The organism is Shimia sp. MMG029 (assembly GCF_027947445.1).
Lineage (GTDB): Bacteria > Pseudomonadota > Alphaproteobacteria > Rhodobacterales > Rhodobacteraceae > Shimia.
In genome coordinates, this window is sequence record NZ_JAQJIM010000001.1 from 837,836 (window position 1) to 862,608 (window position 24,773).

General features: G+C 58.9%; 21 protein-coding genes. 14 read left to right on the forward strand and 7 right to left on the reverse strand.

Annotated features, from left to right (window positions below; genetic code table 11):
• Nucleotides 1-58: 58 nt before the first annotated feature.
• The gene (purC, locus tag PJL69_RS04060; protein WP_209095865.1) at nt 59-817 is read right to left on the reverse strand and encodes a phosphoribosylaminoimidazolesuccinocarboxamide synthase; all 759 of its coding nucleotides are present in this window, start codon (nt 815-817) and stop codon (nt 59-61) included.
• Between the two features lie 156 nt (nt 818-973).
• Between purC and PJL69_RS04065 the strand changes: the two genes are divergently transcribed.
• The 3 genes from PJL69_RS04065 to bmt all read left to right on the forward strand — a co-directional run bounded on the left by PJL69_RS04065 (nt 974) and on the right by bmt (nt 4,460).
• Complete coding sequence (locus tag PJL69_RS04065) at nt 974-1,288, forward strand: DUF1476 domain-containing protein (protein WP_209095867.1); 315 nt, start codon at nt 974-976, stop codon at nt 1,286-1,288.
• 142 nt (nt 1,289-1,430) lie between these two features.
• Nucleotides 1,431-3,341 carry a phosphatidylglycerol lysyltransferase domain-containing protein gene (locus tag PJL69_RS04070; RefSeq protein ID WP_271308505.1) on the forward strand — a complete coding sequence of 637 codons (1,911 nt, stop codon included), beginning with the start codon at nt 1,431-1,433 and terminating at the stop codon, nt 3,339-3,341.
• A gap of 96 nt (nt 3,342-3,437) precedes the next feature.
• Entirely contained in the window at nt 3,438-4,460 is a 1,023-nt protein-coding gene (gene bmt, locus PJL69_RS04075; RefSeq protein ID WP_209095871.1) for a betaine--homocysteine S-methyltransferase, read from the forward strand.
• A 65-nt stretch (nt 4,461-4,525) separates the two neighbouring features.
• Here the strand turns inward: bmt and PJL69_RS04080 are convergent, their stop codons facing one another.
• Nucleotides 4,526-5,233 (reverse strand): NlpC/P60 family protein, encoded by a 708-nt coding sequence (locus tag PJL69_RS04080; RefSeq protein WP_271308506.1) that lies wholly within the window; start codon nt 5,231-5,233, stop codon nt 4,526-4,528.
• Nucleotides 5,234-5,412: 179 nt separating this feature from the next.
• Entirely contained in the window at nt 5,413-6,498 is a 1,086-nt protein-coding gene (locus PJL69_RS04085) for a PA0069 family radical SAM protein (protein WP_271308975.1), read from the reverse strand.
• Between the two features lie 218 nt (nt 6,499-6,716).
• Between PJL69_RS04085 and PJL69_RS04090 the strand changes: the two genes are divergently transcribed.
• The 4 genes from PJL69_RS04090 to PJL69_RS04105 all read left to right on the forward strand — a co-directional run bounded on the left by PJL69_RS04090 (nt 6,717) and on the right by PJL69_RS04105 (nt 9,577).
• Entirely contained in the window at nt 6,717-7,418 is a 702-nt protein-coding gene (locus tag PJL69_RS04090; RefSeq protein ID WP_271308507.1) for a corrinoid protein, read from the forward strand.
• Nucleotides 7,419-7,585: 167 nt separating this feature from the next.
• Nucleotides 7,586-8,278, forward strand: a complete 693-nt coding sequence (locus PJL69_RS04095; RefSeq protein ID WP_271308508.1) for a methyltransferase domain-containing protein — start codon at nt 7,586-7,588, stop codon at nt 8,276-8,278.
• Between the two features lie 7 nt (nt 8,279-8,285).
• The gene (locus PJL69_RS04100; RefSeq protein ID WP_271308509.1) at nt 8,286-8,939 is read left to right on the forward strand and encodes a DUF1638 domain-containing protein; all 654 of its coding nucleotides are present in this window, start codon (nt 8,286-8,288) and stop codon (nt 8,937-8,939) included.
• Nucleotides 8,940-9,145: 206 nt separating this feature from the next.
• Entirely contained in the window at nt 9,146-9,577 is a 432-nt protein-coding gene (locus PJL69_RS04105) for a hypothetical protein (protein ID WP_271308510.1), read from the forward strand.
• Between the two features lie 264 nt (nt 9,578-9,841).
• Here PJL69_RS04105 and PJL69_RS04110 read toward each other — a convergent pair whose 3' ends face one another.
• Nucleotides 9,842-10,465 (reverse strand): helix-turn-helix domain-containing protein, encoded by a 624-nt coding sequence (locus PJL69_RS04110; protein ID WP_271308511.1) that lies wholly within the window; start codon nt 10,463-10,465, stop codon nt 9,842-9,844.
• Between the two features lie 86 nt (nt 10,466-10,551).
• Between PJL69_RS04110 and PJL69_RS04115 the strand changes: the two genes are divergently transcribed.
• From PJL69_RS04115 to PJL69_RS04130, 4 genes are all read left to right on the forward strand, one after another.
• A complete protein-coding gene (locus tag PJL69_RS04115) occupies nt 10,552-12,099 on the forward strand; it encodes a class I adenylate-forming enzyme family protein (protein ID WP_271308512.1) in 1,548 nt (515 codons plus the stop codon).
• Nucleotides 12,096-12,737, forward strand: a complete 642-nt coding sequence (locus tag PJL69_RS04120; protein ID WP_271308513.1) for a DsbA family oxidoreductase — start codon at nt 12,096-12,098, stop codon at nt 12,735-12,737. Before PJL69_RS04115 ends, PJL69_RS04120 begins: the two co-directional genes overlap by 4 nt.
• A 116-nt stretch (nt 12,738-12,853) precedes the next feature.
• Entirely contained in the window at nt 12,854-14,134 is a 1,281-nt protein-coding gene (locus tag PJL69_RS04125) for a multidrug effflux MFS transporter (RefSeq protein WP_333781863.1), read from the forward strand.
• 47 nt (nt 14,135-14,181) lie between these two features.
• A complete protein-coding gene (locus PJL69_RS04130) occupies nt 14,182-15,399 on the forward strand; it encodes an MFS transporter (RefSeq protein WP_271308514.1) in 1,218 nt (405 codons plus the stop codon).
• Between the two features lie 47 nt (nt 15,400-15,446).
• Here the strand turns inward: PJL69_RS04130 and mfd are convergent, their stop codons facing one another.
• A complete protein-coding gene (mfd, locus tag PJL69_RS04135; protein WP_271308515.1) occupies nt 15,447-18,914 on the reverse strand; it encodes a transcription-repair coupling factor in 3,468 nt (1,155 codons plus the stop codon).
• A gap of 39 nt (nt 18,915-18,953) precedes the next feature.
• Nucleotides 18,954-19,478, reverse strand: a complete 525-nt coding sequence (locus tag PJL69_RS04140; RefSeq protein WP_271308516.1) for a component of SufBCD complex — start codon at nt 19,476-19,478, stop codon at nt 18,954-18,956.
• A gap of 117 nt (nt 19,479-19,595) precedes the next feature.
• Here PJL69_RS04140 and hemB point away from each other — a divergent pair, with 117 nt between their 5' ends.
• Nucleotides 19,596-20,591 (forward strand): porphobilinogen synthase, encoded by a 996-nt coding sequence (hemB, locus tag PJL69_RS04145; protein ID WP_271308517.1) that lies wholly within the window; start codon nt 19,596-19,598, stop codon nt 20,589-20,591.
• Between the two features lie 105 nt (nt 20,592-20,696).
• Entirely contained in the window at nt 20,697-21,257 is a 561-nt protein-coding gene (locus tag PJL69_RS04150; RefSeq protein WP_271308518.1) for a YSC84-related protein, read from the forward strand.
• Between the two features lie 60 nt (nt 21,258-21,317).
• Here the strand turns inward: PJL69_RS04150 and PJL69_RS04155 are convergent, their stop codons facing one another.
• Nucleotides 21,318-22,190, reverse strand: a complete 873-nt coding sequence (locus tag PJL69_RS04155) for an NAD(P)-dependent oxidoreductase (protein WP_271308519.1) — start codon at nt 22,188-22,190, stop codon at nt 21,318-21,320.
• An 81-nt stretch (nt 22,191-22,271) separates the two neighbouring features.
• Here PJL69_RS04155 and PJL69_RS04160 point away from each other — a divergent pair, with 81 nt between their 5' ends.
• Nucleotides 22,272-24,740 carry a penicillin acylase family protein gene (locus PJL69_RS04160; RefSeq protein WP_271308520.1) on the forward strand — a complete coding sequence of 823 codons (2,469 nt, stop codon included), beginning with the start codon at nt 22,272-22,274 and terminating at the stop codon, nt 24,738-24,740.
• The last annotated feature ends 33 nt before the right edge of the window (nt 24,741-24,773 follow it).

A 24,773-nucleotide genomic window follows, 5' to 3' on the forward strand; every position in this document is an offset into this window, starting at 1 on the left:
TGCCAAAAATTCTTTCCCCGGCGCCCACAACCGGGCGCAGGGCCTGTTGTTGGCGCGTTCAGTTCACCAAGGTCGGCTTTTGCGGCCCGGTGCCTTTGGGCAGAACGCCGAGACGACGTGCCACTTCCGCGTAGGCATCGGTCAAGCTGCCAAGGTCGCGACGGAAAACGTCTTTGTCGAGCTTCTGACCACTTTCAATATCCCACAGGCGGCAGCTGTCAGGGCTGATTTCATCGGCCACAACCAAGCGCTGGAAATCGCCTTCATACACGCGTCCAATTTCGATCTTGAAATCAATCAGACGAATGCCAACGCCATACATCACCCCGCTCAGGTAATCATTCACCCGCAGCGCAAGGCCCAGAATGTCATCCATATCCTGCTGGCTTGCCCAGCCAAAGGCCGCGATATGCTCTTCAGAAACCAGCGGATCCCCAAGGCTGTCATCTTTGTAGCAATATTCCACAATTGGGCGCGGCAGCTGTGTGCCCTCTTCGATGCCCAGACGCTTGCTCATGGAGCCCGCTGCAAAATTGCGCACGATCACTTCCAAAGGAATGATCTCGCAATTGCGCACCAGTTGCTCGCGCATATTGAGGCGTTTCAAAAAATGTGTCGGCACACCAATCTGTGTCAGCCCGGTCATGAAATATTCGCTCAGCCGGTTGTTCAGCACGCCTTTGCCATCAATCACGTCTTTCTTCTCGGCGTTAAAGGCCGTCGCGTCATCTTTGAAGTATTGCACAATCGTGCCCGGCTCCGGTCCTTCAAACAGGATTTTTGCTTTGCCTTCGTAGATTTTCTTGCCGCGCGCCATCGCTACACCCCTTTTTTCCGGAAGAGAGTCCCGGATTCATGGCCCTCTTAATCCAAGGGCGTAATTGTCGCAAGCATGCCAAGCGCTCTTGCGCTAAACTCCTGCGATGCGCATATATTTGAGACATTAGTTAGAGGCTTATGAGGACAGTCAGATATGACCACCTTTGATGACCGCGAAAACGCCTTTGAGGCAAAATTTGCGCATGATGAGGAAACCAAATTCAAGGCAGAGGCACGCGCCAACAAATACCTTGGGCTTTGGGCCGCTGATCTGCAGGACAAATTTGGCGACGATGCCGAAGCCTATGCCCTCACCGTGATCCGCGCCGACTTCGAAGAAGCGGGGCATGACGATGTGATCCGCAAGGTTGTCGCTGACCTAGAAGGCATTGCCGCCGAAGAAGAGATCCGCGCCAAACGCCGGGAATGTCTGCTCACTGCGCAGCAAGAGTTGATGAGCGAAGGTTGATTTCCCCCTTCCTTGCAAGATAAGCGCGCGGCACACGCCGCGCGTTTTTTATCTTCAATTGCAGATATTAAGCGCCCAGAAACCCTCTTCCCTGTACCGCTTGGGTGGTGGATTTAGAATGATTTGGGCAGGAAACGCGAAAATGGTCAGTTTGTCAGTTGTCAAGAAAGTGCTGCGACACGCATGGCCGTTCACGCTTGGCGCGATCTGCTGTGTGATCCTGGCGCGCCAACTCAACGGGCTTGACCTCTCTGCACTCTGGTCAGCCGTGATGGGCGTATCCCCCCTGCAATGGGCCCTCGCGCTCGGCGCCACGGCTGTCAGTTTTCTCGCAGTGTCCCGTTATGATGTCATCGCACTGCGTCACTTCCAGATGATGCGCGCCTCCTCAGAAGCCATGGCCGTGGGCGCAACCGCCATCGGTCTGGGTCAGACCCTTGGCGCTGGGGCCGTCGTCGGGGCCTTTGTGCGCTGGCGCATGATGCCCGACCTGTCTCTCAAAGATTCTGCGCGCATAACCGCATTTGTCACCGTCACCTTTTTGGCCGCCTTGGCCGTGACCATCGCGATTGCAGCGCTCATTTTGCCAACACCGCATATTCCTGCTGCACTGCCATATTGTACGCTCACCGTTGCCTTGGCGGTCGCTGTGCTGGCGTTTGTTTTCCCCGTGCTTGCGCGTCAGGGACGGATGCTCAGCTTTCCCACCGTGTCTGCCATGCTCAGCCTGCTGTGCCTCTGCGTGATTGACACGTTCTTCGCCGGGCTTGCGCTGTATATTCTATTGCCACCCGATGTATCGGTTGGTTTCGCAACCCTGCTGCCAGTGTTCCTGATCGCACTTGGTGCCGCGATTTTCTCCGGCACCCCCGGCGGTGTCGGCCCGTTTGAATTGACGCTGCTCGCGCTGCTGCCGCACCAACCGGAACCGGCCTTGCTCGGCGCGGTACTGGCTTTCCGCGCAATCTACTACGCTGTGCCTGCGCTGTTGGCCGGTCTTGTGTTCATGCGCCATCTTCTGCGCCCGCGCCCTGCCCCAACGCCGCGTCACATCCGTGCGTTTCAACCGCTCGAAGATGCGCCCCTGTCTCCCATCAGCCGTGCTGAACTTGGGGTCATCCGTCAAAACGGCGGCGCGCTTCTGTCTTGCGATGCCGGGCGCTATGGCGCTGTGCGCACCGGTCAGACTTTGGTCGCCCTGTTTGACCCCATCGAAGGAGATGCCAACACGCTGGCACGCCCGCTGCGTCTGGCTGCGCGTGCGCAAAACCGGATCGCCTGCAAATACAAAATCTCTGCCCGTCAGGCCGTGCGCGCCCGCGCCGCGGGCTGGGCAGTGATGCATATCTCAGATGAGGCAATCCTGCGCCCAACCGAACACAACACCCAAGGATCAAGCTATCGCCAGCTGCGCCGCAAATTGCGTCACGCCGAGAAAGCCCAAGTGCAGGTCTCTGCCGCGCAAAGCCATCTGCCTCTGACAGACATGGCCCGCGTATCAGCTGCTTGGGAAGCGCAACACGGTGTGCCGCGCGGGCTGACCATGGGGCGGTTTGATGACCTCTATGTGGGCCATCAGAAAGTGTTTCTCGCCTATCAGGATGCGCGCCTTGTCGGTTTTGTAAGCTTCCACGCCACAGCCCATGAATGGTGTCTCGATCTCATGCGCGTGCTGCCTGACGCCCCGGATGGCACCATGCATCTGTTGGTGCAAAACGCGATCGAAACCGCCGCGCAGATGGATGTGGACAGCCTCTCTCTTGCCGCCGCCCCAGCCTTGCCCACCGGCCGCAGCCGTTTGGAACACTTCCTGCGCAGCAAACATTTTCAGCATGGCGGCGGGGCTGGCCTGCGCCAGTTCAAAGCCTGCTTTGCACCCCGCTGGCAGCCACTTTTCATGGCGGCACCCGGACCAATGCAGCTTGGCATCGCGACGATTGATATGATCCGCGCCGTAAATCTGCGCAGCGCCCCGGCCACGCCCATTGCATGTTTGCCTAAAAATCAGGCACTTGCGACGGCTCCGTCATCGGTTATGAAACGCGCCTCATAATAGTCTTGCACCAAATGAAGTTGTGCTCATGTCATCCCCATGGCACATCCGGCTCAAACATCACGCGCGCGTGAACCGCGCCGCTAGGAGAGTCCCATGACCAATGCTCTATCCAAGCTTCTGGAAACCCGTGACTGGCTGATGGCAGATGGTGCCACCGGCACAAATCTGTTCAACATGGGCCTTAGCTCTGGCGACGCACCAGAAATCTGGAACGCAACCCATCCAGAAAACATCAAGAAACTCTACAGCCTCGCTGTGGACAATGGCTCCGATATCTTTCTGACCAACTCCTTTGGCGGCAACGCATCGCGCCTGAAACTGCATGATGCGCAGGGCCGTGTGCACGAGCTGAACCGCCTGGCTGCCGAAATCGGCCGCGAGGTTGCGGATGCTGCGGGCCGCCCCGTCGTCGTTGCAGGCTCCGTTGGCCCCACAGGCGACATCATGGAACCTGTCGGAGAGCTGAGCCATGCGCGCGCCGTGGAAATGTTCCACGAACAAGCGGAAGGCCTGAAAGACGGCGGCGCAGATGTGCTCTGGCTTGAAACCATCTCCGCACCCGAAGAATACAAAGCCGCCGCAGAGGCCTTCGCGCTGGCTGACATGCCATGGGTTGGCACCATGAGCTTTGACACAGCTGGCCGCACCATGATGGGCGTCACCTCCGCTGACATGGTGCAGATGGTCAACGCGCTGCCAAATGCGCCCATCGGCTTTGGCGCAAACTGCGGCGTTGGCGCGGCGGATCTGCTGCGCACAGTGCTTGGCTTTTCAGCACAGGGCACCGAAACCCCAATCATCGCCAAAGGCAACGCCGGCATTCCAAAATACCATGATGGTCACATCCACTATGATGGCACGCCTGAACTGATGGCAGAATACGCCGTGATGGCACGTGACTGTGGCGCAACCATCATTGGCGGCTGCTGTGGCACCATGCCGGAACACCTCAACGCGATGCGCGCCGCGCTGGAAAGCCGCCCCCGTGGTGCCCGTCCGTCGCTGGAACAGGTGACCGAAACCCTCGGTGGATTCTCCTCCGCGACAGATGGCACGGACAACGACAACGAAGCACCCGCGCGCGAGCGCCGCGGCCGCCGCCGTCGCAGCGCCTAAGTCAGATAAGATCTCGCAAAAAGCCCGGTCATTTTGGCCGGGCTTTTTCTAAGGCGATCCGCGCTTTAGGACTCATCTCCATCGGTATCGCCCACGCCCCGCGCACCGCCAAACGTGATGCCGCTCTGGGACGGCCCCGTCAGCGGCCACCGCGTGCCCAGAATACGATCCCGTGGGAAGCGTTTTATGTTCACCGCGTTGCTCTGATTGCCACCCAGACAGTGGACACCGCGACTGTCTTCGCCCGCAAAAAAGCCCACATGCCCTTTCCAGGACGCACGGCTCTCCCGCCAGAACACAATCACCGCTCCCAACTGTGGCTCACACACCTCGCCAAATCCCAGCCACTTGCGCGCCCCAAGTGGGGAATTTGGCAAAGGCTCAGACGGCATCGTTGAGCCGATACAATGGGCCACAAACAGGCCGCACCAGGCAACGTCATCGCCCTCATAGTCGATATCCAGATCATCAGCCCATCGCATGATGGCAGGATTGTTTCCCGATCCTGCCACCTCTCTTGTGCCCATCAGCCTGTTGGCTTCATCAAACCAGGGCAAAGTGTCAAAACTGGGCACGGAGGCGCCCGTGGCCTCGCCAAACAGCGCTTCATAGGTCAGGGGGCCAACGATGCCATCCGGCACGAGCCCCTGAGACCGTTGGAAATTCTTGATCGCACCGATGGTCATCCTGCCGCGAATGCCGTCCACCGGACCTGGATTGAAGCCTAATAAAATCAATCGCTTTTGGACCTTGGTCCATTCACTTGGAGTCATGGAAGTACTCCTTTTCACACAATACAAAAAACAAAGAGCGTCACATCAACGCCGTTCTCACCATAGCACAAATCTCAGAAAGGCAGAAAAAGCGCATCGTCCGCAGGGATCACAGAGCGGCAACACCGCTTGACCAAAGCCGCCACATCTCCAAAAGCAGAGAACGCGCAGTCTGCATTTTAAAACAAGGCCAGCTGCCCATCCCGCGCCAGCGGCACCTCAAACAGATCTGTCCGCAACTTTGTAAGATCTTTGCCCAAACCAAAGCGTTTGCGCGCCGCTTCAAACCGTTGCGCAATCATCTGCGCATAGACCCCCTCGCCACGCATACGTTTGCCCCACTCCGCCGAATAAGCTGCGCCATCATGCATTTCTCGCACCCGCGCCATCACTTTGGCCGCGCGTCCCGGATAGGCCTCCTCAAGCCATTCCACAAACAGAGGCGCCACCTCGCGTGGCAGCCGCAGCATGACCCAGCTCGCCGCCTGTGCGCCCGCCTCTGCCCCCGCCTGCAACAGCTGCTCTACCTCATGATCACTCAGTCCGGGCACCACCGGCGATACCATCACCCGCACAGGCACACCGGCCGCACTGAGTTTTCGAATTGTGTCGACACGCCGCCCCGGCAAAGGGCAGCGCGGCTCCATCGCCCGTGACAGGTCTGCGTCCATGGTGGTCAGCGAAATCCCCACCTGCGCCAGCCCTTTCGCGGCCATTCGCGCCAGAATGTCGATGTCGCGCTCAATCAATGTGCCTTTGGTCACAATCGCCACAGGATGATTGAACCGCTCCAGCACCTCCAAAACCGCTCGCATCACCCGATAGCGCCGCTCAATCGGCTGATACGGATCCGTATTGGTCCCAATCGCCAGCACATCGGCTCGATAGCCCCGTCGGCTCAACTCTTTTTCAAGCACATCAGCCGCCTTCGGCCGCGCCACCAACTTGGTTTCAAAATCCAATCCCGGCGACAGCCCCAGATACGCATGGGTCGGGCGCGCAAAGCAGTAGATGCAGCCATGCTCACACCCGCGATACGGATTGAGCGACCGATCAAACGAAATATCAGGGGACTGATTGCGCGTTATCACACTGCGCGGGCGTTCCTCGCGCACGTCGGTCAGAAAACGGTCACGCACCTCTTCTATATCCCAGCCGTCATTTATGTCTTCACGCTGGGTCTCAAACCGGCTCGCATGATTGCTCACAGCACCGCGTGCACGCCGGCGATCACGGTCGATTTTGGGCAAAAAATCCTCTGACATCGGCAATAGATAGAACAAATAGAGAACAAATGCAACAAAACCCATGATCTGGATGAAAAACTTTCATCGCCGCATAGGTTTTTCTGCCTACACGTCGCACGCGGCCTTGGCTATGTCGTTAATCAGACAGTCTGTCGAAGCAAAAAGTCCGACATCTATTAACACAATGAACAACTGCCGCCCGCACATGGGCCGCGCCAAGGTATGGGAAAACGCGCATGTCAGAAGAAGAAGACATCATCCTGTCCGAGCTGGACGACGAAGAGCTTGTCCAACAGATGTTTGACGACCTTTACGATGGCCTCAAAGAGGAAATCGAAGAAGGCGTGAACATCCTTCTGGAGCGCGGCTGGGCCCCCTACCGCATCCTGACCGAAGCGCTGGTGGGTGGCATGACCATCGTCGGCGCAGACTTCCGTGACGGCATCCTGTTTGTGCCGGAAGTGCTTCTCGCAGCCAATGCGATGAAAGGTGGCATGTCCATCCTCAAACCGCTGCTGGCAGAAACCGGCGCACCGCGCATGGGTTCCATGGTGATTGGCACCGTAAAAGGCGACATCCACGACATCGGCAAAAACCTCGTTTCCATGATGATGGAAGGCGCAGGCTTCGAAGTGGTCGATCTGGGCATCAACAACCCGGTTGAAAACTACATCGAAGCTCTGGAAGAGCACAAACCAGACATCCTCGGCATGTCCGCTCTGCTGACCACCACCATGCCCTACATGAAGGTCGTGATCGACACGATGGTCGAGCAAGGCCTGCGTGACGAATACATCGTTCTGGTTGGCGGCGCGCCCCTGAACGAAGAGTTCGGCAAAGCCATCGGTGCAGACGGATACTGCCGTGACGCAGCTGTCGCCGTGGAAATGGCAAAGGACTTTGTGGCCCGCAAGCACAATCAAATGGCTGCAGGCTAACCCCGAATAACACTCCCACCGCGCGAGCGGACCTGGCCCGCCTTCTTAGGCGGGCCTTTTTGTAACTGGGTATCTCTGAAAACAATGCGCGCTCAATGATCGCGATGATCAACCAAAACTGTGAAGAAGTCGGTTGGGTGAGCCGCAAACTGCGATAAAGTGAAGCTATGTCTGGTCTTTATTCTCCTGATCTTGCCCGCATTCACGCCGAAGGCTTCACTGCAACTTTTGCGCAGGCCTTCGATTGGCTCGCCGAAACCCTCCAACACGGCCCAACGCCGCCAAAGCTGTTTGATGTCGGATGTGGCGACGGCGCTTGGCTTGACGCAGCACGCTCACGTGGCGTGATGGGCGCGGGCATTGATCTTTCTCCGGCTTTTGTCGCGCGCGCACGTCAGCGTGGTCTTGATGTGTGCGAGGGCAACGCCGCAAACGCAAGTGTTCCCGCAGGCACAACGGCCATCACCTGCCTTGGCGAAGTGCTCAGTTACATCGATCCGGCCACCGGCCATGACACACTTGTCCCCTTTGCGCAGACCGCCTTTGACGCGCTGCCATCGGGCGGCCTTGTGCTGGCAGACGTGATCGGCCACCGCTGTCTGCCACAAGCAGCGCATCACAGCGGCGATGACTGGGCGGTGCGCGTCGAAGTCACCGTGGGCGGCTGTCGGCTCTCCCGCCGCATCGAAACCCAGGTCGCCGATCGCATCGACTGGGTCACCCACCATCAAACCCGCCGCGCGCCTCAGGCCACCAAAGCCGCGCTTGAGGCCATCGGCTGGCGCTGCGACATCCTACAATCCTACGGACCGGCGCCGCTGCTGCCGGGACGTTTTGCCATTCACCTGATCAAACCGTGACCCAGCCATGAAAACGCCAAGTCCCCTCCCAGATGACACAACACTCACAACAACCGGCCTCGCGCCAACGGGCGATACCGGCCGTGTTCTGCTGCTGGCTTGCGGCGCACTGGCGCGTGAAATTCTCGACCTGATCAAGCTCAATCAATGGTCGCATATGGATCTCACCTGCCTGCCTGCGATCTACCATGTGCAGCCAGAGAAAATTGCCCCAGCCGTGCGCGAAGCTGTCGCCAAACATCGCAACACCCACAGCCAGATCTTTGTGGTCTACGCCGATTGCGGCACCGGTGGCCAGCTCGAACAAACCTGTCAGGACCTCGGCGTCGAAATGATCGCGGGCCCCCATTGCTACAGCTTCTTTGAGGGCAATACCCGGTTCGCAGAAATTGCAGAAGACGAATTCACCGCCTTCTACCTCACCGACTTTCTCGTTCGCCAGTTTGACGCCTTTGTCATCAAACCCATGGGGCTCGACCGCCACCCGGAACTGCGCGACATGTATTTCGGCAACTATGAAAAACTGGTCTATCAGGCGCAGACCGATGATCCTGAGCTGACAGAAAAGGCCAAAGTCTGCGCCGACCGCCTCGGCCTCGCCTTTGAGCGGCGCTACACGGGATATGGAGATCTGGAAGTCGCCCTGCGCAGCAAAAGCTAACTCAGATCCAAGCGCCACTTCGGTCTAGCTCTCTGAAATCTAACTCAAAAGTTGCCCCCGCTGCGCCAAAGGCTTAAAAAGCCAAAATGATTCAGCGGCAGCACCGATATAGACCTTTGCTCAAATACCTCCTGCCTGTCGCAGTGTTTTCTGTGCTTGCGGCATGCGACTCCACGGGCAGAAGCTTCAATTCAAAAGCCACACGTATGGGCGATTTTGACGTGCGCTACATCGCGCTCAGAAATGAGGAAGTGGCCAACACTGGCCCCCTCACGCCACTGCTTTTCACCTTCAGCTATGCAGGTTTCAGCCCCGCAAACGGCGTCACGCAAGCGGATCTGAAAGCCGAAGCCAAACGCCTCGGCCTCGACATGAACACCATGCGCATCATTTATGGCAGCAACCCCTACAAGTCTGAGGATGGCACATTGCATGTCTGCACGGTTGAGGCCATTCGCCAACGCCTATGCAAAGCCGCGCCAACCTTGCCGCTTGAGCAGCGCATCTCCTATGCCAAAACACTGCTCGCAGGCGACAGCCGCTGTTCTTGGGTTGAATTTGACCCGGCTTACAACAAGAAAGCCACCTTCTCGCTTGGCGGTGATGATCAGACGCTCAACATCAAGGCTGACTGCTGAAGCCGCCGCCATGTCACGGGGCGTCCCGTGGGCCAAAAGCTTTGCTCCGGAGCCACCCCTGTCTGAAATCCAAAAGGCTGCTCTGTCGCTCAGGCGCAAGGCAAATCGCCGAGGGGCCCCGCCTTTGGTGGGGAGACGGTTATTTGCCTTGAGGCCGAAGGCAGAGTGGTCAGGACTGGATCAGACAGCGGGTGGGTCAGGCGCAAAGCGGTTTTGCTCTGGTGAACCTCACGCCTTACCCGTCAATCCGCAGTCGCAACATCATTACACCAGCGATGTCACCCACAGGATCGTCGCGTCCTCGTCACTCACAGACACCACATTGTGGCCCATCGCACCATCGTAATAGGCACTGTCGCCCCGGCGCATTTCCACCGGTTCATAATACTCTGTGTAGAGCTTGATCACCCCGGTCAGCACATAGAGAAACTCTTCGCCGTCATGGCGCACCCAGCCGTCAAATTCGTCCATCGAGCGCGCCCGCACACGGGCGCGATAGGGCAGCATCGCTTTCTTGCGCAGCCCCTCGGCAAGCAGCTCATGCTCATAAGTTGTTGTGACCTGCTGCGCACCCTCGCCAAATTTCACCACCGACATGCGGCCCGTAATCTGATCTTTCTGCGGCGCGGTGAACAGCTGCGGCACGGAGATCTCCAGTCCCACCGCAAGCTTCTTCACCGCGTCATAGGTCGGCGACATCTGCCCGTTTTCAATCTTGGAAAGCGTGGAACGCGCCAGCCCCGCCTGATTGGCCGCCTGTTCCAAGGTCCAATTGCGCGCCTTGCGCAATTCGCGCACGCGCTGGCCAAGGTCAAGCGGTTCCACATGGTCCTGCTCGCCATTTTCACGGGCAATACGGATGAGCGATTTGGGGTCTTTTGCTGTCATAGGGGCGCTTCTAGCCTGCCTGCCCCCTTGCCTGCAACCGCCACGTCGCACTTGCACTGCGCTCCCGGGCTGCTTACCCCATCCCTATGACACCGCTGACCATATCGCTCTTTGATCAGGGCCCGCCTGCGGCCTGCCCCCAGACGTTCAACATGGCCGCGCATGTGCTGCGCCATGCCGACGCGCTTTCAGAGAAACCCGCGCTGGAAGTGCTCTCTCAAACGGGCGCGCACGTCTGGACCTACGGCGCTCTGAAATCTGCCATTCTCGGCACGGCGACAGGTCTTCTGAAGGCAGGTCTCAAACCCGGTGACCTTCTCCTTATGCGGCTAGGCAACACCGTGGACTTCCCCATTGCCTATCTCGCGGCCATTGCGGTCGGCCTGATCCCGGTGCCAACCTCCGCGCAACTGACCGTCCCCGAGGTCGCCCGCATCATCGACACACTCGCCCCAGCGGCCGTTCTGCATGACCCAGCCGTCGCTACCGCTGAGACCGCAACGGCCAAAAACATCTCAACCGCAGAACTGCACGCCATGCGCAGCCTGCCCCCCGCTACTTTTGCTTTGGGAGATCCCAACCGCCCAGCTTACATCATCTACACCTCCGGCACCTCGGGCCAACCGCGAGCGGTGATCCATGCCCACCGCGCCATCTGGGCGCGCCAGATGATGTTTGAAGGCTGGTACGGCCTGCACGAAGATGACCGCCTCTTGCATGCCGGAGCCTTCAACTGGACCTTCACCCTTGGCACCGGCCTTATGGATCCCTGGACCATCGGCGCCACCGCCCTCATCCCCGAAGCAGACACACCACCGGCAGCCCTGCCAAACCTACTGCACCGGCATCAGGCGACGCTTTTTGCCGCCGCGCCGGGGGTGTACCGCAAAATGCTGGACACGCCCGAAGACCCGGCGCTGCCGACCCTGCGCCATGGGCTCTGCGCGGGCGAAAAACTCTCAGAGCCTCTGCGCCAGCGCTGGCAGGAGGCCACCGATACCGCGCTGTATGAGGCGTTCGGCATGTCGGAATGCTCCACCTTCATCTCCGCCAGCCCAACTGCCCCCGCCCCGGCCAGCACACTGGGCCAACCCCAATCGGGCCGCCGCATCGCGATCCTCAAGGATGGCCAGCCTGCGCCGCTCAACACAGCGGGTGTGATTGCGATCCACAAGTCTGACGCGGGCCTCATGCGCGGCTATTTCAACGCCCCAGAAGAAACCGCCGCGCGCTTTGACGGAGAATGGTTCCTCACCGGCGATCTCGGCGCCATGGATGCACAGGGCCACATTACCTACATGGGTCGGGCCGATGATATGATGAACGCCGGCGGCTTTCGCCTCTCCCCGCTGGAGGTCGAAACCGCGCTCGCCACCCACCCGGATCTCAACACCATTGCCGTCACTGACGTGGAACTCAAAGCCGACACCCGTGTCATTGCCGCCTTCTATACCGCCGATCACGATCTCGTGGAGGCCGATCTGAAAGCCTTTGCGGCCGCCCGCCTGGCGCGCTACAAGCAGCCAAGGCTCTACATCCGCCTGCCCGTTCTGCCCACCAATGCAAACGGCAAACTCAACCGCCGCGCCCTGCGCGCAGAAATTAACGCACAAACCCTCAAGGCCAAACCATGATCAAACTCGACATCATCTCTGACCCGATCTGCCCGTGGTGCTACATCGGCAAGACCCGCCTTGAGAAAGCCCTGTCAGAGGTCGAAGACCACCCGTTTGTCATCGAATGGCACCCTTTCCAGCTCAACCCGGATATGCCCGCCGCTGGCATGGACCGCCGCGAATATCTGGAAACCAAGTTTGGCGGCAAAGAAAATGCCGTGCGCGTCTATGGCGAAATCGAACAACACGCCCGCGACGAAGGGCTGGAAATCGATTTTGCCGCGATGAAGCGAACCCCCAACACGATCAACGCCCACCGCCTGATCCACTGGGCCGGGATTGAGCAAAAACAAAACGCGGTGGTGGATGCGCTCTTTGCCGCCTATTTCAACGAAGGCCGCGACATTGGCGACATTGATGTTCTGGCAGATATTGCCGACAGCGCCGGGATGGACGCCGCCGTTGTGCGCAAACTGCTGGAGTCCGACGCCGATGTCGAAGACATCCGCGCCCGCGGTGCCCACAGCCGCAAAATGGGTGTGAATTCTGTACCCACCTTCATTGTGGCCAACCAACACGCGGTTCCGGGTGCCCAGCCTGTCGAACTCTGGCTCAAAGTGATTGCCGATCTGAAGGCGCAAACAGCGGCTGAATAGTCGTTCACCTTTCCGCTTGTGACCCTCCCAACACCGGAGTAAGCTGCGCCAAGTCCGCAGCCCATTAGTGCTGCCCGGCACAGTCAAGCACAACACCCCAACTGGTGTGGGCCAGCATGTCTCGCAGTACCGCGCTTGCGGTCTGGCTGCAGTCCCGCATCGCGCAAACGGCAATGGAGCCTGTCATGACCAAAGACAATCTGCCCATGACGCAGGTCGAATTCATCGCGCTCTGCGCTATGATGTTTTCCACCATTGCCTTTTCCATTGATGCCATGTTGCCCGCATTGCCGGAAATCGCCGCGGAGCTGAGCCCCGACGCCCCAACACGGGCCACGCTCATCATCACCTCCTTTGTGATGGGTATGGGGCTTGGCACGTTTTTCACAGGCCCTCTATCTGATCGCTTTGGTCGCAAGCCTGTTCTGATCGGTGGCGCTCTGCTGTTTTCCCTATGTGCTTTCATCGGCTGGCAAAGCCAGACCTTGGAGCTCGTGCTGCTTGCGCGCTTTTTTCAGGGTGTCGGCGCCGCTGGACCGCGCATTGCCACTCTGGCCATTGTGCGAGATCTCTTTGCTGGCCGGGAAATGGCGCGCATTATGTCATTTTCCATGATGATCTTCACACTGGTGCCAGCAATCGCGCCAGCCATGGGGGCCCTGATCATTGATCTGTCGTCATGGCGCGGAATTTTTGCCGCCTTCATCGTCTTTTCTGTGATTTCCATGCTGTGGGTGGGCCTGCGCTTGCCAGAACCGCTGGCCGTCGAAAATCGCCGCCCTTTCAGCTTTGCCAATCTGATGTCTGGCGTGCGCGAAATGTGGGCCATTCCTGCCGTGCGCACCTCCATGCTGGTGCAGTCCCTGATCTTTGCCGCGCTGTTTGCCATGATCAGCTCTGTGCAGCCAATCTACGCCCAAACTTTTGACCGCGCAGATCAATTCCCAATCTGGTTCGCCGCCATTGCCCTGTTTTCTGGCTCCGCCAGTTTCATAAATGCAAAACTCGTCATGGTATTGGGGATGCGCTATCTGGTCACCGTGGCCATCGCAGCACAGGCTGTGTTTGCGCTGGTGATGATCGCGGCAAGCACAACACCTGATCTCAGCATTCAGTTCACAGCCTTTGTCATCTGGCAATCCGGGGTGTTTTTCACCATTGGCATGACCATTGGAAATCTCAATGCCATGGCGATGGAACCGCTTGGGCATATGGCCGGCACTGCGGCCTCTGTCATGGGCGCGATCTCCACCATCCTCGGCGGCTTGCTGGCCACCCCAATCGGCCTTGCCTTTGACGGCACCCCGTTCCCCATGGCAATCGCCCTCTTTGCACTTGCGGTCGTCAGCTTTGCAATGATGCTACACATGCGCCGACTTGAAGCGCAGCCCGCGTAACACACGTAAAAATTGCAGTTGGGCGTACACTGTGAAAGAGTTGCGCCATGCAAACACCCCTTCTGATCCGCAATCACAATTACCGCCTGCTCTTTGCCTCAGGCGCATTGACCAATCTTGGCGATGGCGTTGTTGTTCTGGCATTGCCCTGGCTGGCGACATTGCTCACGAAAGACCCATTTGCCATCGCCTGCGTCGCCGCGGCAGGCCGTCTGCCTTGGCTGCTGTTTGCCCTGCCCGCAGGGGTGATTGCCGATCAGATTGACCGCCGCAAACTGATTGCACGCGCGGATCTATTGCGTGCGGCCCTGGTGGCAGCCATTCTCTGGCTCGCGCTCACCCCGCCTGCTGCAGGTGCGATCTGGCTGCTTGCCGGTCTGGCTTTTCTGCTCGGCTCTGCCGAAGTGATGCGCGACAACGCAGCGCAAACGCTTCTGCCTGATATTGTCAGCCCCGGAGATCTGGAAACCGCCAACGGCCAGATGTGGAGCATCGAACAACTCACCGGTCAATTCATCGGCCCACCCTTGGCCGGGCTGCTGATTGCCTCCTCCATCGCCCTGCCCTTTGGCCTCGATATCGCCGCGCTGGTGCTCGCAGCCGGGCTGGTCTGGCTGATTTCATTGGCACCGCGCAGTGTGCCCAAGCAAAAATTCCTCACTGCATTGAAAGAAGGCATCGCCTTCATGCGCACAGACCCGGTGCTGCTGCGTCTCGCTATCGTGCTCGGCTGTGCCAATTTCATCGCCATGGCCACATTGACGGTGCAAACGCTTTTTGCACAAGACGTGCTCAACCTGTCAGCCTCTCACTACGGGGTTGTGCTCTCCGTGGCGGCCCTTGGCGCAATCACCGGCAGCCTGCTTGCCCCGTGGATCACACGCCACTTAGGCATTGGGATCTGCCTCTATCTCTCCATTGCAGGCTGGGGCATCGGCTATGGCACCATTGGGCTCAGCACCAGCAGCATCGCAATGGCGCTTGCCCTCTTTGGCGTGATGGCCTGTGCCATGCTCTGGAACGTGATCACCGTGTCATGGCGCCAGCGCCGCATCCCAACAGCCTTGCTTGGTCGCGTCAACAGCATCTACCGCTTCTTTGGCTGGGGCAGCATGCCTTTGGGTGCGCTTGCGGGCGGCGCCACCGTTGCCCTGCTCGAAGGCCCTTTCCCGCGAGAACTCGCCCTGCGCGCGCCCTTCCTGATCGCAGCTGCGCTCTGCCTGATCCTCTTGTTCTACGCAGCCCTGCGCCTGCGGCTCGACTGAACCGCTTTCAAAGGCGCCCAAAAGCACGAGGTAGGCAGCGCCCCTGACTACTTCGCAGCCTTCGCCTTTGCGCGTTTTTTCTCGTTCACAACCTTCTGGGCCAGATCACGGGCAATCGCAAAAGCGCCTTTGATCTTGTCAGAGGATTTCGCCCAATCACGTCGCACAACAATCTTGTTGTCTTTAACCTTGGCCAGCCCCTTCTGATCCTGAATGAACTCCACCAACCCCTGCGGCGAGGCAAATTTGTCATTGTGGAACTGAATCGTCGCGCCTTTTGGCCCACCATCCAGCTTGGCAATCCCGGCCTTCTTGCACATCTCCTTGATGCGCACGATCAGCAGCAGTGTGTTGACCTCCTTGGGCAATTTCCCAAACCGGTCGATCAGTTCCGCGGCAAATCCCTCAAGCTCCACCTTGCCCTGCAACCCGCTCAGGCGGCGATACAGTCCAAGACGCACGTCCAGATCCGGCACATAATCTTCCGGGATCAACACAGGCACGCCCAGATTGATCTGCGGCGCCCATTGGTCATCCTCATCGCTCAACCCTTCCAACTCACCTGCCTTGATCTTGGCAATCGCCTCCTCAAGCATCGACTGATACAACTCATAGCCCACATCACGCATCTGCCCCGATTGCTCTTCCCCCAGCAGGTTCCCCGCGCCGCGAATATCAAGGTCTTGCGAGGCCAGCGTAAAGCCCGCCCCCAGCGTATCCAGCGAGCCAAGCACCCGCAGACGTTTCTCCGCAGCCGGTGTCAGCTTTGCCCGTGGTTTGGTGGTCAGATAAGCATAAGCTCGCGTTTTGGAGCGCCCGACCCGTCCCCGGATCTGGTACAGCTGCGCCAGACCAAACATATCGGCGCGATGGACGATCATCGTGTTTGCGGTTGGAATATCCAACCCGCTTTCCACAATCGTGGTCGCCAACAGCACATCATATTTACCGTCATAAAAGGCGTTCATCCGGTCATCGAGTTCACCCGCTGCCATCTGCCCATGGGCGGTGACAACACTCACCTCTGGCACATGATCGCGCAAAAACTCTTCGATTTCCGGCAAATCGCTCACCCGTGGCACCACATAGAAGCTCTGACCGCCGCGATAATGCTCGCGCAGCAGCGCCTCGCGCACGGTCACCGCATCGAAGCTGCTCACATAGGTCCGGATCGCCAGACGATCCACGGGCGGCGTGCCAATGATCGACAGATCCCGCACACCTGACAGGCTCAACTGCAGGGTCCGTGGGATCGGCGTCGCGGTCAGCGTCAGCACATGCACATCACTGCGCATCTGTTTCAGCCGCTCTTTATGCGCCACACCAAAATGTTGCTCTTCATCAATGATCAGCAGCCCAAGGTTCTTGAACCGCGTGTTCTTGGCCAGCAACGCATGGGTGCCCACCACGATATCCACCGTGCCATGGGCCATGCCATCGCGGGTCTTTTCGGCTTCTTTGGCCGAAACAAAGCGTGACAAGGCTCTGACTTCCAAAGGAAATCCACGGAACCTCTCAGCAAACCCCTTGGCATGCTGACGCGCCAAAAGTGTGGTTGGCGCAATCACCGCAACCTGCTGGCCTGACATCGCCGCCACAAAGGCCGCCCGCATCGCCACTTCGGTTTTGCCAAAGCCCACATCGCCACAGACCAGCCGGTCCATCGGGCGACCAGAGGCCAGATCGTCAATCACGTCACCAATCGCACGCAGCTGATCATCGGTCTCCTGATACGGGAATCGCGCCGAAAACTCTTCCCACGCATGATGCTGCACTTCCAGCACAGGGGCGGAGCGCAATTCCCGCTCTGCCGCCACCCGGATCAACCGATCCGCCATTTCACGGATGCGCTCTTTCAGTTTGGCTTTCTTGGCCTGCCATGCGCCGCCCCCAAGCCGATCCAGCAAGCCCTCGTCATGGCCGTATTTGGAAAGCAACTCGATGTTTTCAACAGGCAGGTAAAGCTTTGCACTCTCAGCATATTCCAGCAAGATGCACTCATGCGCGGCCCCTGCCGCTGTGACCACCTCAAGCCCGTGATAGCGCCCAATCCCGTGGTCCACATGCACCACCAGATCGCCGGGGCTCAACGATTGTGTTTCGGTCAGGAAGTTCTCAGCACGTTTCTTTTTGCGCGGCGCGCGGATCAGGCGATCCCCCAGCACGTCCTGCTCAGAAATCACCGTCATACCCGGCGTTTCAAACCCGTGTTCCAGCGCCCAGACCACAAGATACAACCCGGTCTTGCCGATCCGGCTTGCGTCTTTCACCAGAATGGTTTCCGCAAGGCCCTCGTCTTCGATCAAACCGCTAAGACGTTCGCGCGCGCCTTCCGAATAGCTCGCAACCACCACCGGTCCAGCCGGTAACTTCTTGTTAATATGATCCGCCAAGACCCCGAAAAGGCTTATGTTTTCCTGTTGGCGCTCAGGCGAGAAATTGCGCCCAATACGGCCACCAGCATCAATGGTGCCCGGCCCGGAAGCCTGCGGCAGAGCTGCGAAGTGCAACATACGACGCCCCGCGACCGCCCTCTCCCAGGCCGCATCATCCAGATACAACAATCCCGGCGGTACAGGTTTGTAAACCGTGTCCATCCGCGCCTTCTGGGCCATCGCGTGCTGACGGGTTTCATACTGATCGGCAATCGCTTCCCAACGTGCAAGACGCGCTGCATCCGTTTGATCATCAACGGAAATTGACGCATCAGGCAGATAGTCAAACAGGGTTTCCAGCTCTGCGTGGAAAAACGGCAGCCAGTGCTCTACACCCTGATGTTTGCGCCCCGCGCTGATCGCTTCATAAAGCGGATCATCCGTGCCCGCTGCACCAAACTCGATACGGTAATTCTGCCGGAACCGCGTGATCGCCGCCTCATCCAGAATGACCTCACTGACCGGGGCAAGTTCAATCGCATCCAGCTTTTCTGTGGTGCGCTGCGTCACGGGATCAAACCGGCGCGCGCCGTCCAGCACATCGCCAAAGAAATCAAGCCGCACCGGTCCGCTGTCACCGGGCGGATAGATATCAATGATGCCGCCACGAATGGCATAGTCGCCTGGCTCCATCACCGTAGGCGCTTGCGAAAATCCCATACGCACGAGGAAGTTGCGCAACGCCTCTTCATCCACACGTGCATCTACCTGCGCCCTAAACGCGGCCTCTTTCAGCACATGGCGTGCAGGCACACGTTGGGTGGCCGCATTGAGTGTCGTGAGCAGAACAAAGCGCTCAGGCATACCATGCACGAGCCCCGCAAGCGTCGCCATACGCGTCGCGGAAATATCGGCATTGGGCGACACACGGTCATAGGGCAAGCAGTCCCAGCCCGGAAAGACAATGACCGGCATATCCGGTTGAAAAAAGTTCAGCGCCGCCTTTGTGGCTACCATGCGCTTGTCGTCGCGCGCCACATGGATCACAGGGCCGCCCCGCTTGGCCACCTCATTTAGAATGAGCTGTGCGTCAAAGCCTTCTGGCGCCCCACCAACGGAAATGTGCTGCGCGTCGTTCATCACTCTTTTCTCACATTTTCAAAGGCATACGCCCAAACATTAACCCAGAGGTGACACCACAAGGTTCTGATACATGCCCCACAGCGAGGTCACAAAAATAGAAATCATCCCAATGACCTGAACGCCGAGCCTATGGCGTGCCAAACGCTTACGCAGCCCATCGCCTTCCAGATCACTGCCTTGGATGTGTCGCGATGTGCGCACGCTCATGGCACCGACAAAACTCATCGGCAATGCGATCAAAAACACCGCCTGCGCAAATTCCACCGAATACCCAAAGCCCATCACCGCCAGCCCGGTCAAAACAAAGCTCACAATACCAACCAACCACATGCCAGCGATATCAACAGTATACAGGATGCGGTTTACGTTGATGGCCACCAGCGCTTGAAAGTCCTTTTCAAGCTGCCCACCCTTGCGTTTTGCGCGTAAGGCCAGATCCCAAGGCACCCCCAGCACCCAATGGCTGGCAGACGACCAAACAACGGCAATCGCAATCCAGTACCAAAGATTTGAAAAACTTCGGAAGTCGATGAGTTCTAGTACGGTATGGCTCAGGTCCAAAGGTCACACTGCCCTTTAAATTTTTAACCGACATACCCTGCCACTGCGGCAATTCCTAGCCTTGAGATAAGGGAATTTCCATGGCACCTAACAGGGCAACATAAGCTGGAGCCAAACATGCCCATTTCCCCTGCTGCTTTCCCTGCCGCACGCCTGCGCCGCACCCGCCAATCTGCCGCTGTGCGCGGTCTTGTACGCGAAAACACGCTGACTGTGGATGATCTGATCTGGCCTGTGTTTGTGCGCGATGGCGAAGGGGTCGAAGAACCCGTTGCCTCCATGCCAGGCGTGGTCCGCCGCTCCGTTGACAAAATTGTTGAAGCCGCGCGAGAGGCAGCAGATCTTGGCATTCCAGTGATCTGCCTGTTTCCCTACACCGACCCTGCGCTCAAAACCGAGGACTGCGCCGAGGCTTGGAACCCAAACAATCTTTCCAACCGGGCCACACGTGCGATCAAGGCGGCTGTCCCTGAAATCGCAATCATGACTGATGTGGCGCTTGATCCCTACAACATCCACGGCCACGACGGCTTTTGGAAAGACGGGGAGATCCTCAACGACGCAACAGTCGAGGCGCTCGTCAAGCAAGCCCTGTCTCAGGCCGAAGCAGGCGCGGACATCATTGGCCCATCTGACATGATGGATGGCCGCATCGGCGCGATCCGCACAGCGCTGGAGGCCGGCGGGCACCACAATGTCATGCTGATGAGCTACGCCGCCAAATATGCCTCCGCCTTTTACGGCCCATTCCGCGATGCGGTTGGCGCGTCCGGTGCGCTCAAGGGCGACAAATCCACCTACCAGATGGATCCAGCCAATTCTGATGAAGCCCTGCGCCTTGTCGCCCGCGATCTCGATGAAGGCGCGGATATGGTGATGGTCAAACCTGGCATGCCATATCTCGACATCTGCCGTCGCGTGAAAGATGGCTTTGGCGTGCCCACCTTTGCCTATCAGGTTTCCGGCGAATACGCGATGATCCAGGCTGCCGCCCAAAACGGATGGATTGACGGTGACCGCGCGATGGTCGAGAGCCTTATGGCCTTCAAACGCGCCGGGTGTGACGGTATTTTGACCTATTTCGCCCCAGAAGTGGCCCGCAAAATCAGGTAGCCCCCTGCAGATCTAGTGACAGGGCGGCACCACTCGTCTATATTGGCGGAAAGCCGGGCCAAAACCGGTGAACTGAGCAGACTTCAACAAACACAGGCTAAAACCATGACCAATCTCACCCGACGCGGTTTCGCGCTCACCGGCCTCGCTGCCGCGGGCGTCACTGCTGCATGTGGCAACGGTGTAGGCTCCAACGGCGCTTCTGAAATTGACGCGCGCGTAGATTCCACCCTGAGCTACCTTTACAACGAATATCCCAACACCACCGATCTGCGTGACAAGGCAGCAGGCATTCTGGTGATGCCACTGGTGACCGAGGCCGGCTTTGGCTTTGGCGGCGGCTACGGGCGCGGTGCGCTGCGCGTCAACGATGTGACCGTGGATTACTACTCCGCCACCAAAGGCAGCGTTGGCCTACAGATCGGCGCGCAACAGCACGCCCATGTTCTGTTCTTCATGACCGAAGGTGCCTTGGCAGATTTCCGCAGTTCCAGTGGCTGGGCCGCCGGTGCAGGCGCACAATATGTGGTCGCCAACGAAGGCGGCAACCTGAGCGCCGAAACCACCAACCTGCTCGCCCCGGTGATCGCCGTGATCTTTGGTCAGGCCGGCCTGAAAATTGGCGCGACGCTCGAAGGCATCAAATACAACCGCATCATTCCTTGAGCTGCGGCAAAACCTGAGAATTCAAAGCGCGGGCCATCAAACCCGCGCTTTTTCTTTGTCTCAGTCCAACGCGCGCAAACGCTTGATCAGGCTGGAGGTATCCCAACGCCCGCCGCCCAGTTTCTGCACGTCTTTGTAAAACTGATCAACCAGCGCGGTCACGGGCAGGCTCGCGCCAATCTCATCGCCTGTCGACAGAACAATGCCCAGATCTTTGCGCATCCAGTTCACCGCGAAACCGTGGTCAAATTCATCGTCAATCATGGTTTCATAGCGGTTTTGCATCTGCCAGCTGCCCGCCGCACCGCCCGCGATCACATCGACCACCGCGCGGCCATCCAGCCCGGCTTTTTCCGCAAAATGCAGCCCTTCAGACAGCCCCTGCACCAAACCGGCAATACAGATCTGATTGACCATTTTGGTCAGCTGACCAGCCCCGCTTTCGCCCAGCCGTTTGATCGAACGTCCATAGGCCTGCATCATCGGCTCCGCCGCATCATAGGCCGCCTGATCACCGCCACACATGATCGACAGAATACCGTTTTCCGCCCCCGCCTGACCGCCAGACACGGGCGCGTCGACAAAGGCGATACCGGCTGCTTTGCCCGCGGCGTAAAGCTCCGCCGTCACTTTGGCAGACACCGTGGTGTGGTCCACAAAGGTGCTGCCCGCAGCCATCCCTGCAAAGGCCCCATCCTCGCCAAGGCAGACCGCGCGCAGATCATCATCATTGCCAACGCAGCACATGACAAATTCTGCGCCCGCGGCGGCCTCTTTCGGCGTTGCGGCAAACCCTGCGCCATACTCTTTCGCCCAGGCTTCCGCCTTGGCCGTAGTGCGGTTGTAAACCGTCACCTCATGGCCTGCTTTCACCAGATATCCCGCCATCGGATACCCCATCACTCCCAAGCCCAAAAACGCAACTTTTGCCATTGGCTTTCCCCTTGCTTTTATTCGTCGTAATACTTGTCTCGCCTGCGCAAGCAGAAGGCAAGGACTATAAGAGGCAGACCAATGGCGGTATTTTTTAGGTGGCTTTTGCGGATCGCCAGTGGCTTGGTGATTCTCACCGTATTGGCGGTGACGCTCGTGTATTTCCTCGCCTCGCGCAGTCTGCCAGACTATGATAAAACGATCACGGCCGATGGGGTGAACGCGCCGCTCGAAATCGTGCGCAACAACGCCAATGTGCCGCATATCTTTGGCGAAACGGACGAGGATGTGTTCTTCGGCCTTGGCTATGCCCATGCGCAGGACCGCCTCTGGCAAATGCTCACCATGCGACGCACAGCCCAAGGCCGGCTGTCAGAGGTCTTTGGCCCACGCACCGTTGATATCGACAAACTTATGCGCCGCCTTGATCTCGCAGGTGCGGCGCGCCAATCCGTGTCATCTCAAGATCTCGAAGTGCTCGCTGCTTTGCAGGCCTACGCCCGTGGCGTGAACGCCCGCATTGACGAGGTCAATCGCGAGGCTCTGGGCCGGGGTGCCCCCGAACTGTTCCTCTTCAAACAAGCCTTCGCCCCCTGGCAGCCTGCAGACACCATCGCGCTGCAAAAACTGATGGCACTGCAACTCACAGGGCAGATGCAATCCGAAGTGCTGCGGGCACGCACCTCCCTTGCGCTGAATGACATCAACCGCCTGTCAGATATTCTGCCCGACGCCCCCGGCACAGGTGTGGCCGCACTGCCGGAATACGCCAGTCTTGTGCCCGGCGCGCCGCGCTATGCCGCAAGCAAACCGCTGCCCGCAGACCCGCTGTCCCCATTCAAAACACCAGCGTTGTCAGGGGCTTCAAATGCTTGGGCCGCTGCCCCCAGCCGCAGCGCCTCAGGCGGCACCCTACTGGCCAATGATCCACACCTCGGCCTGACCGCACCGTCGATCTGGTATCTCGCCCGTCTGGAGTTGCAAAGCGGCGGCGTGATCGGCGCCACCATTCCGGGCATTCCCGTGGTGCTGTCAGGCCGCAGCGAGGCACTGGGCTGGGGCATCACCGCCGCCTATGTCGATGATCAGGATCTCTACATCGAAGAGCTCGATCCCAATAACGCAGAGCGCTACCGCACCCCGGACGGGTTCAAACCGTTCGAAACCCGCAAATCCATCATCACCATCAAAGATCACAGCCCGGTCACACTGACCCTGCGCTGGACGGAAAACGGCCCTGTGCTGCCCGGCAGTGATTTCAATCTTGCCGCCATCACACCTCCGGGCCATGTCGCCGCCCTACGCTGGACCGCGCTCAGCCCAAATGACCGCTCAACCACCGCGCTGATGGATCTGATGTTTGCTGATTCCGTAAGCCGCGCAATTGAGGTCACACAACAGCATGTGGCCCCCGGCCTCACGCTCACCCTGGCAGACAAAGACAACATCGCCATGGCTCTGATCGGCGCTTTGCCGCGCCGTGACAACGCACACCAAAGCCGGGGCCGCCTGCCTTCGCTTGGCTGGCGTTCAGAGAACCGCTGGCAGGGCGTGTTTGATCCCGCTGACAACCCCGCGTTCATAGCGCCAGCTGGTGGCATTGTCGGCAACACCAACAACAAGCTAATCGACCGCCCCTTCCCAGAGCATGTCTCTTATCTCTGGGGTGACAGCCAGCGCATCCAACGTTGGCAGCGCCTGATGCAGGGCCGCCGCGTTCATACGCGTGACAGCTTTATCGAGGCACAGCTCGACACCGTCAGCTTTTCCGCACGCTCGCTCCTGCCTCTGATTGGTGCAGAGCTGTGGTACACCACCGAAGCCGCTCCCGAAGGCAGCCGCGACCGCCAGCGCCAACGCGCGCTTGCATTGCTGTCAGAATGGAACGGCGAAATGAACGAGCACCTGCCAGAGCCCCTGATCTACGCCGCATGGGTGCGCGCCCTGCAAGACCGGCTGATCCATGATGATCTCGGCCCGCTCGCCAGTGAGTTCACCCATGTGGAACCGCTGTTCATTGAACGGGTGTTCCGCGATGTTGATGGCGCCGCAGCATGGTGTGACATCCGCCAAAGCGCACCACAGGAAACCTGCGCCGATATGGCCAAACTTGCGCTCGATGATGCGCTCATCACGATCGAAGAACGCTACGGCCAACAGCTGGAATCCCTGCGCTGGGGCGATGTCCATCAGGCCACCCATGACCATCAGGCGCTTGGAGAGGTGCCCCTGCTGCGTTTCTTTGTGAACATCCGCCAATCCACCTCGGGCGGCGACAACACACTGCAACGTGGCAAAACAAGTGGCACAGGGGAAAACCCCTATCTCAACGTGCACGCGGCTGGCTATCGTGGGGTCTATGACTTTGCCGATCCTGACAGCTCGGTGTTCATCATCTCAACTGGCCAGTCCGGCCATTTCCTGTCGCGCTTCTATGATGATATGGCCCAGCTTTGGCGCCGCGGTGAGTATATCCCGATGTCTCTGGACGAAGAGCTGGCCCGCGCCGCCGCCGTCGGCGTCACCCGGATTGAGCCGATGGCGCAGTAAACCTGCGCCATCGCATTCTCAGAGAACTGTCTG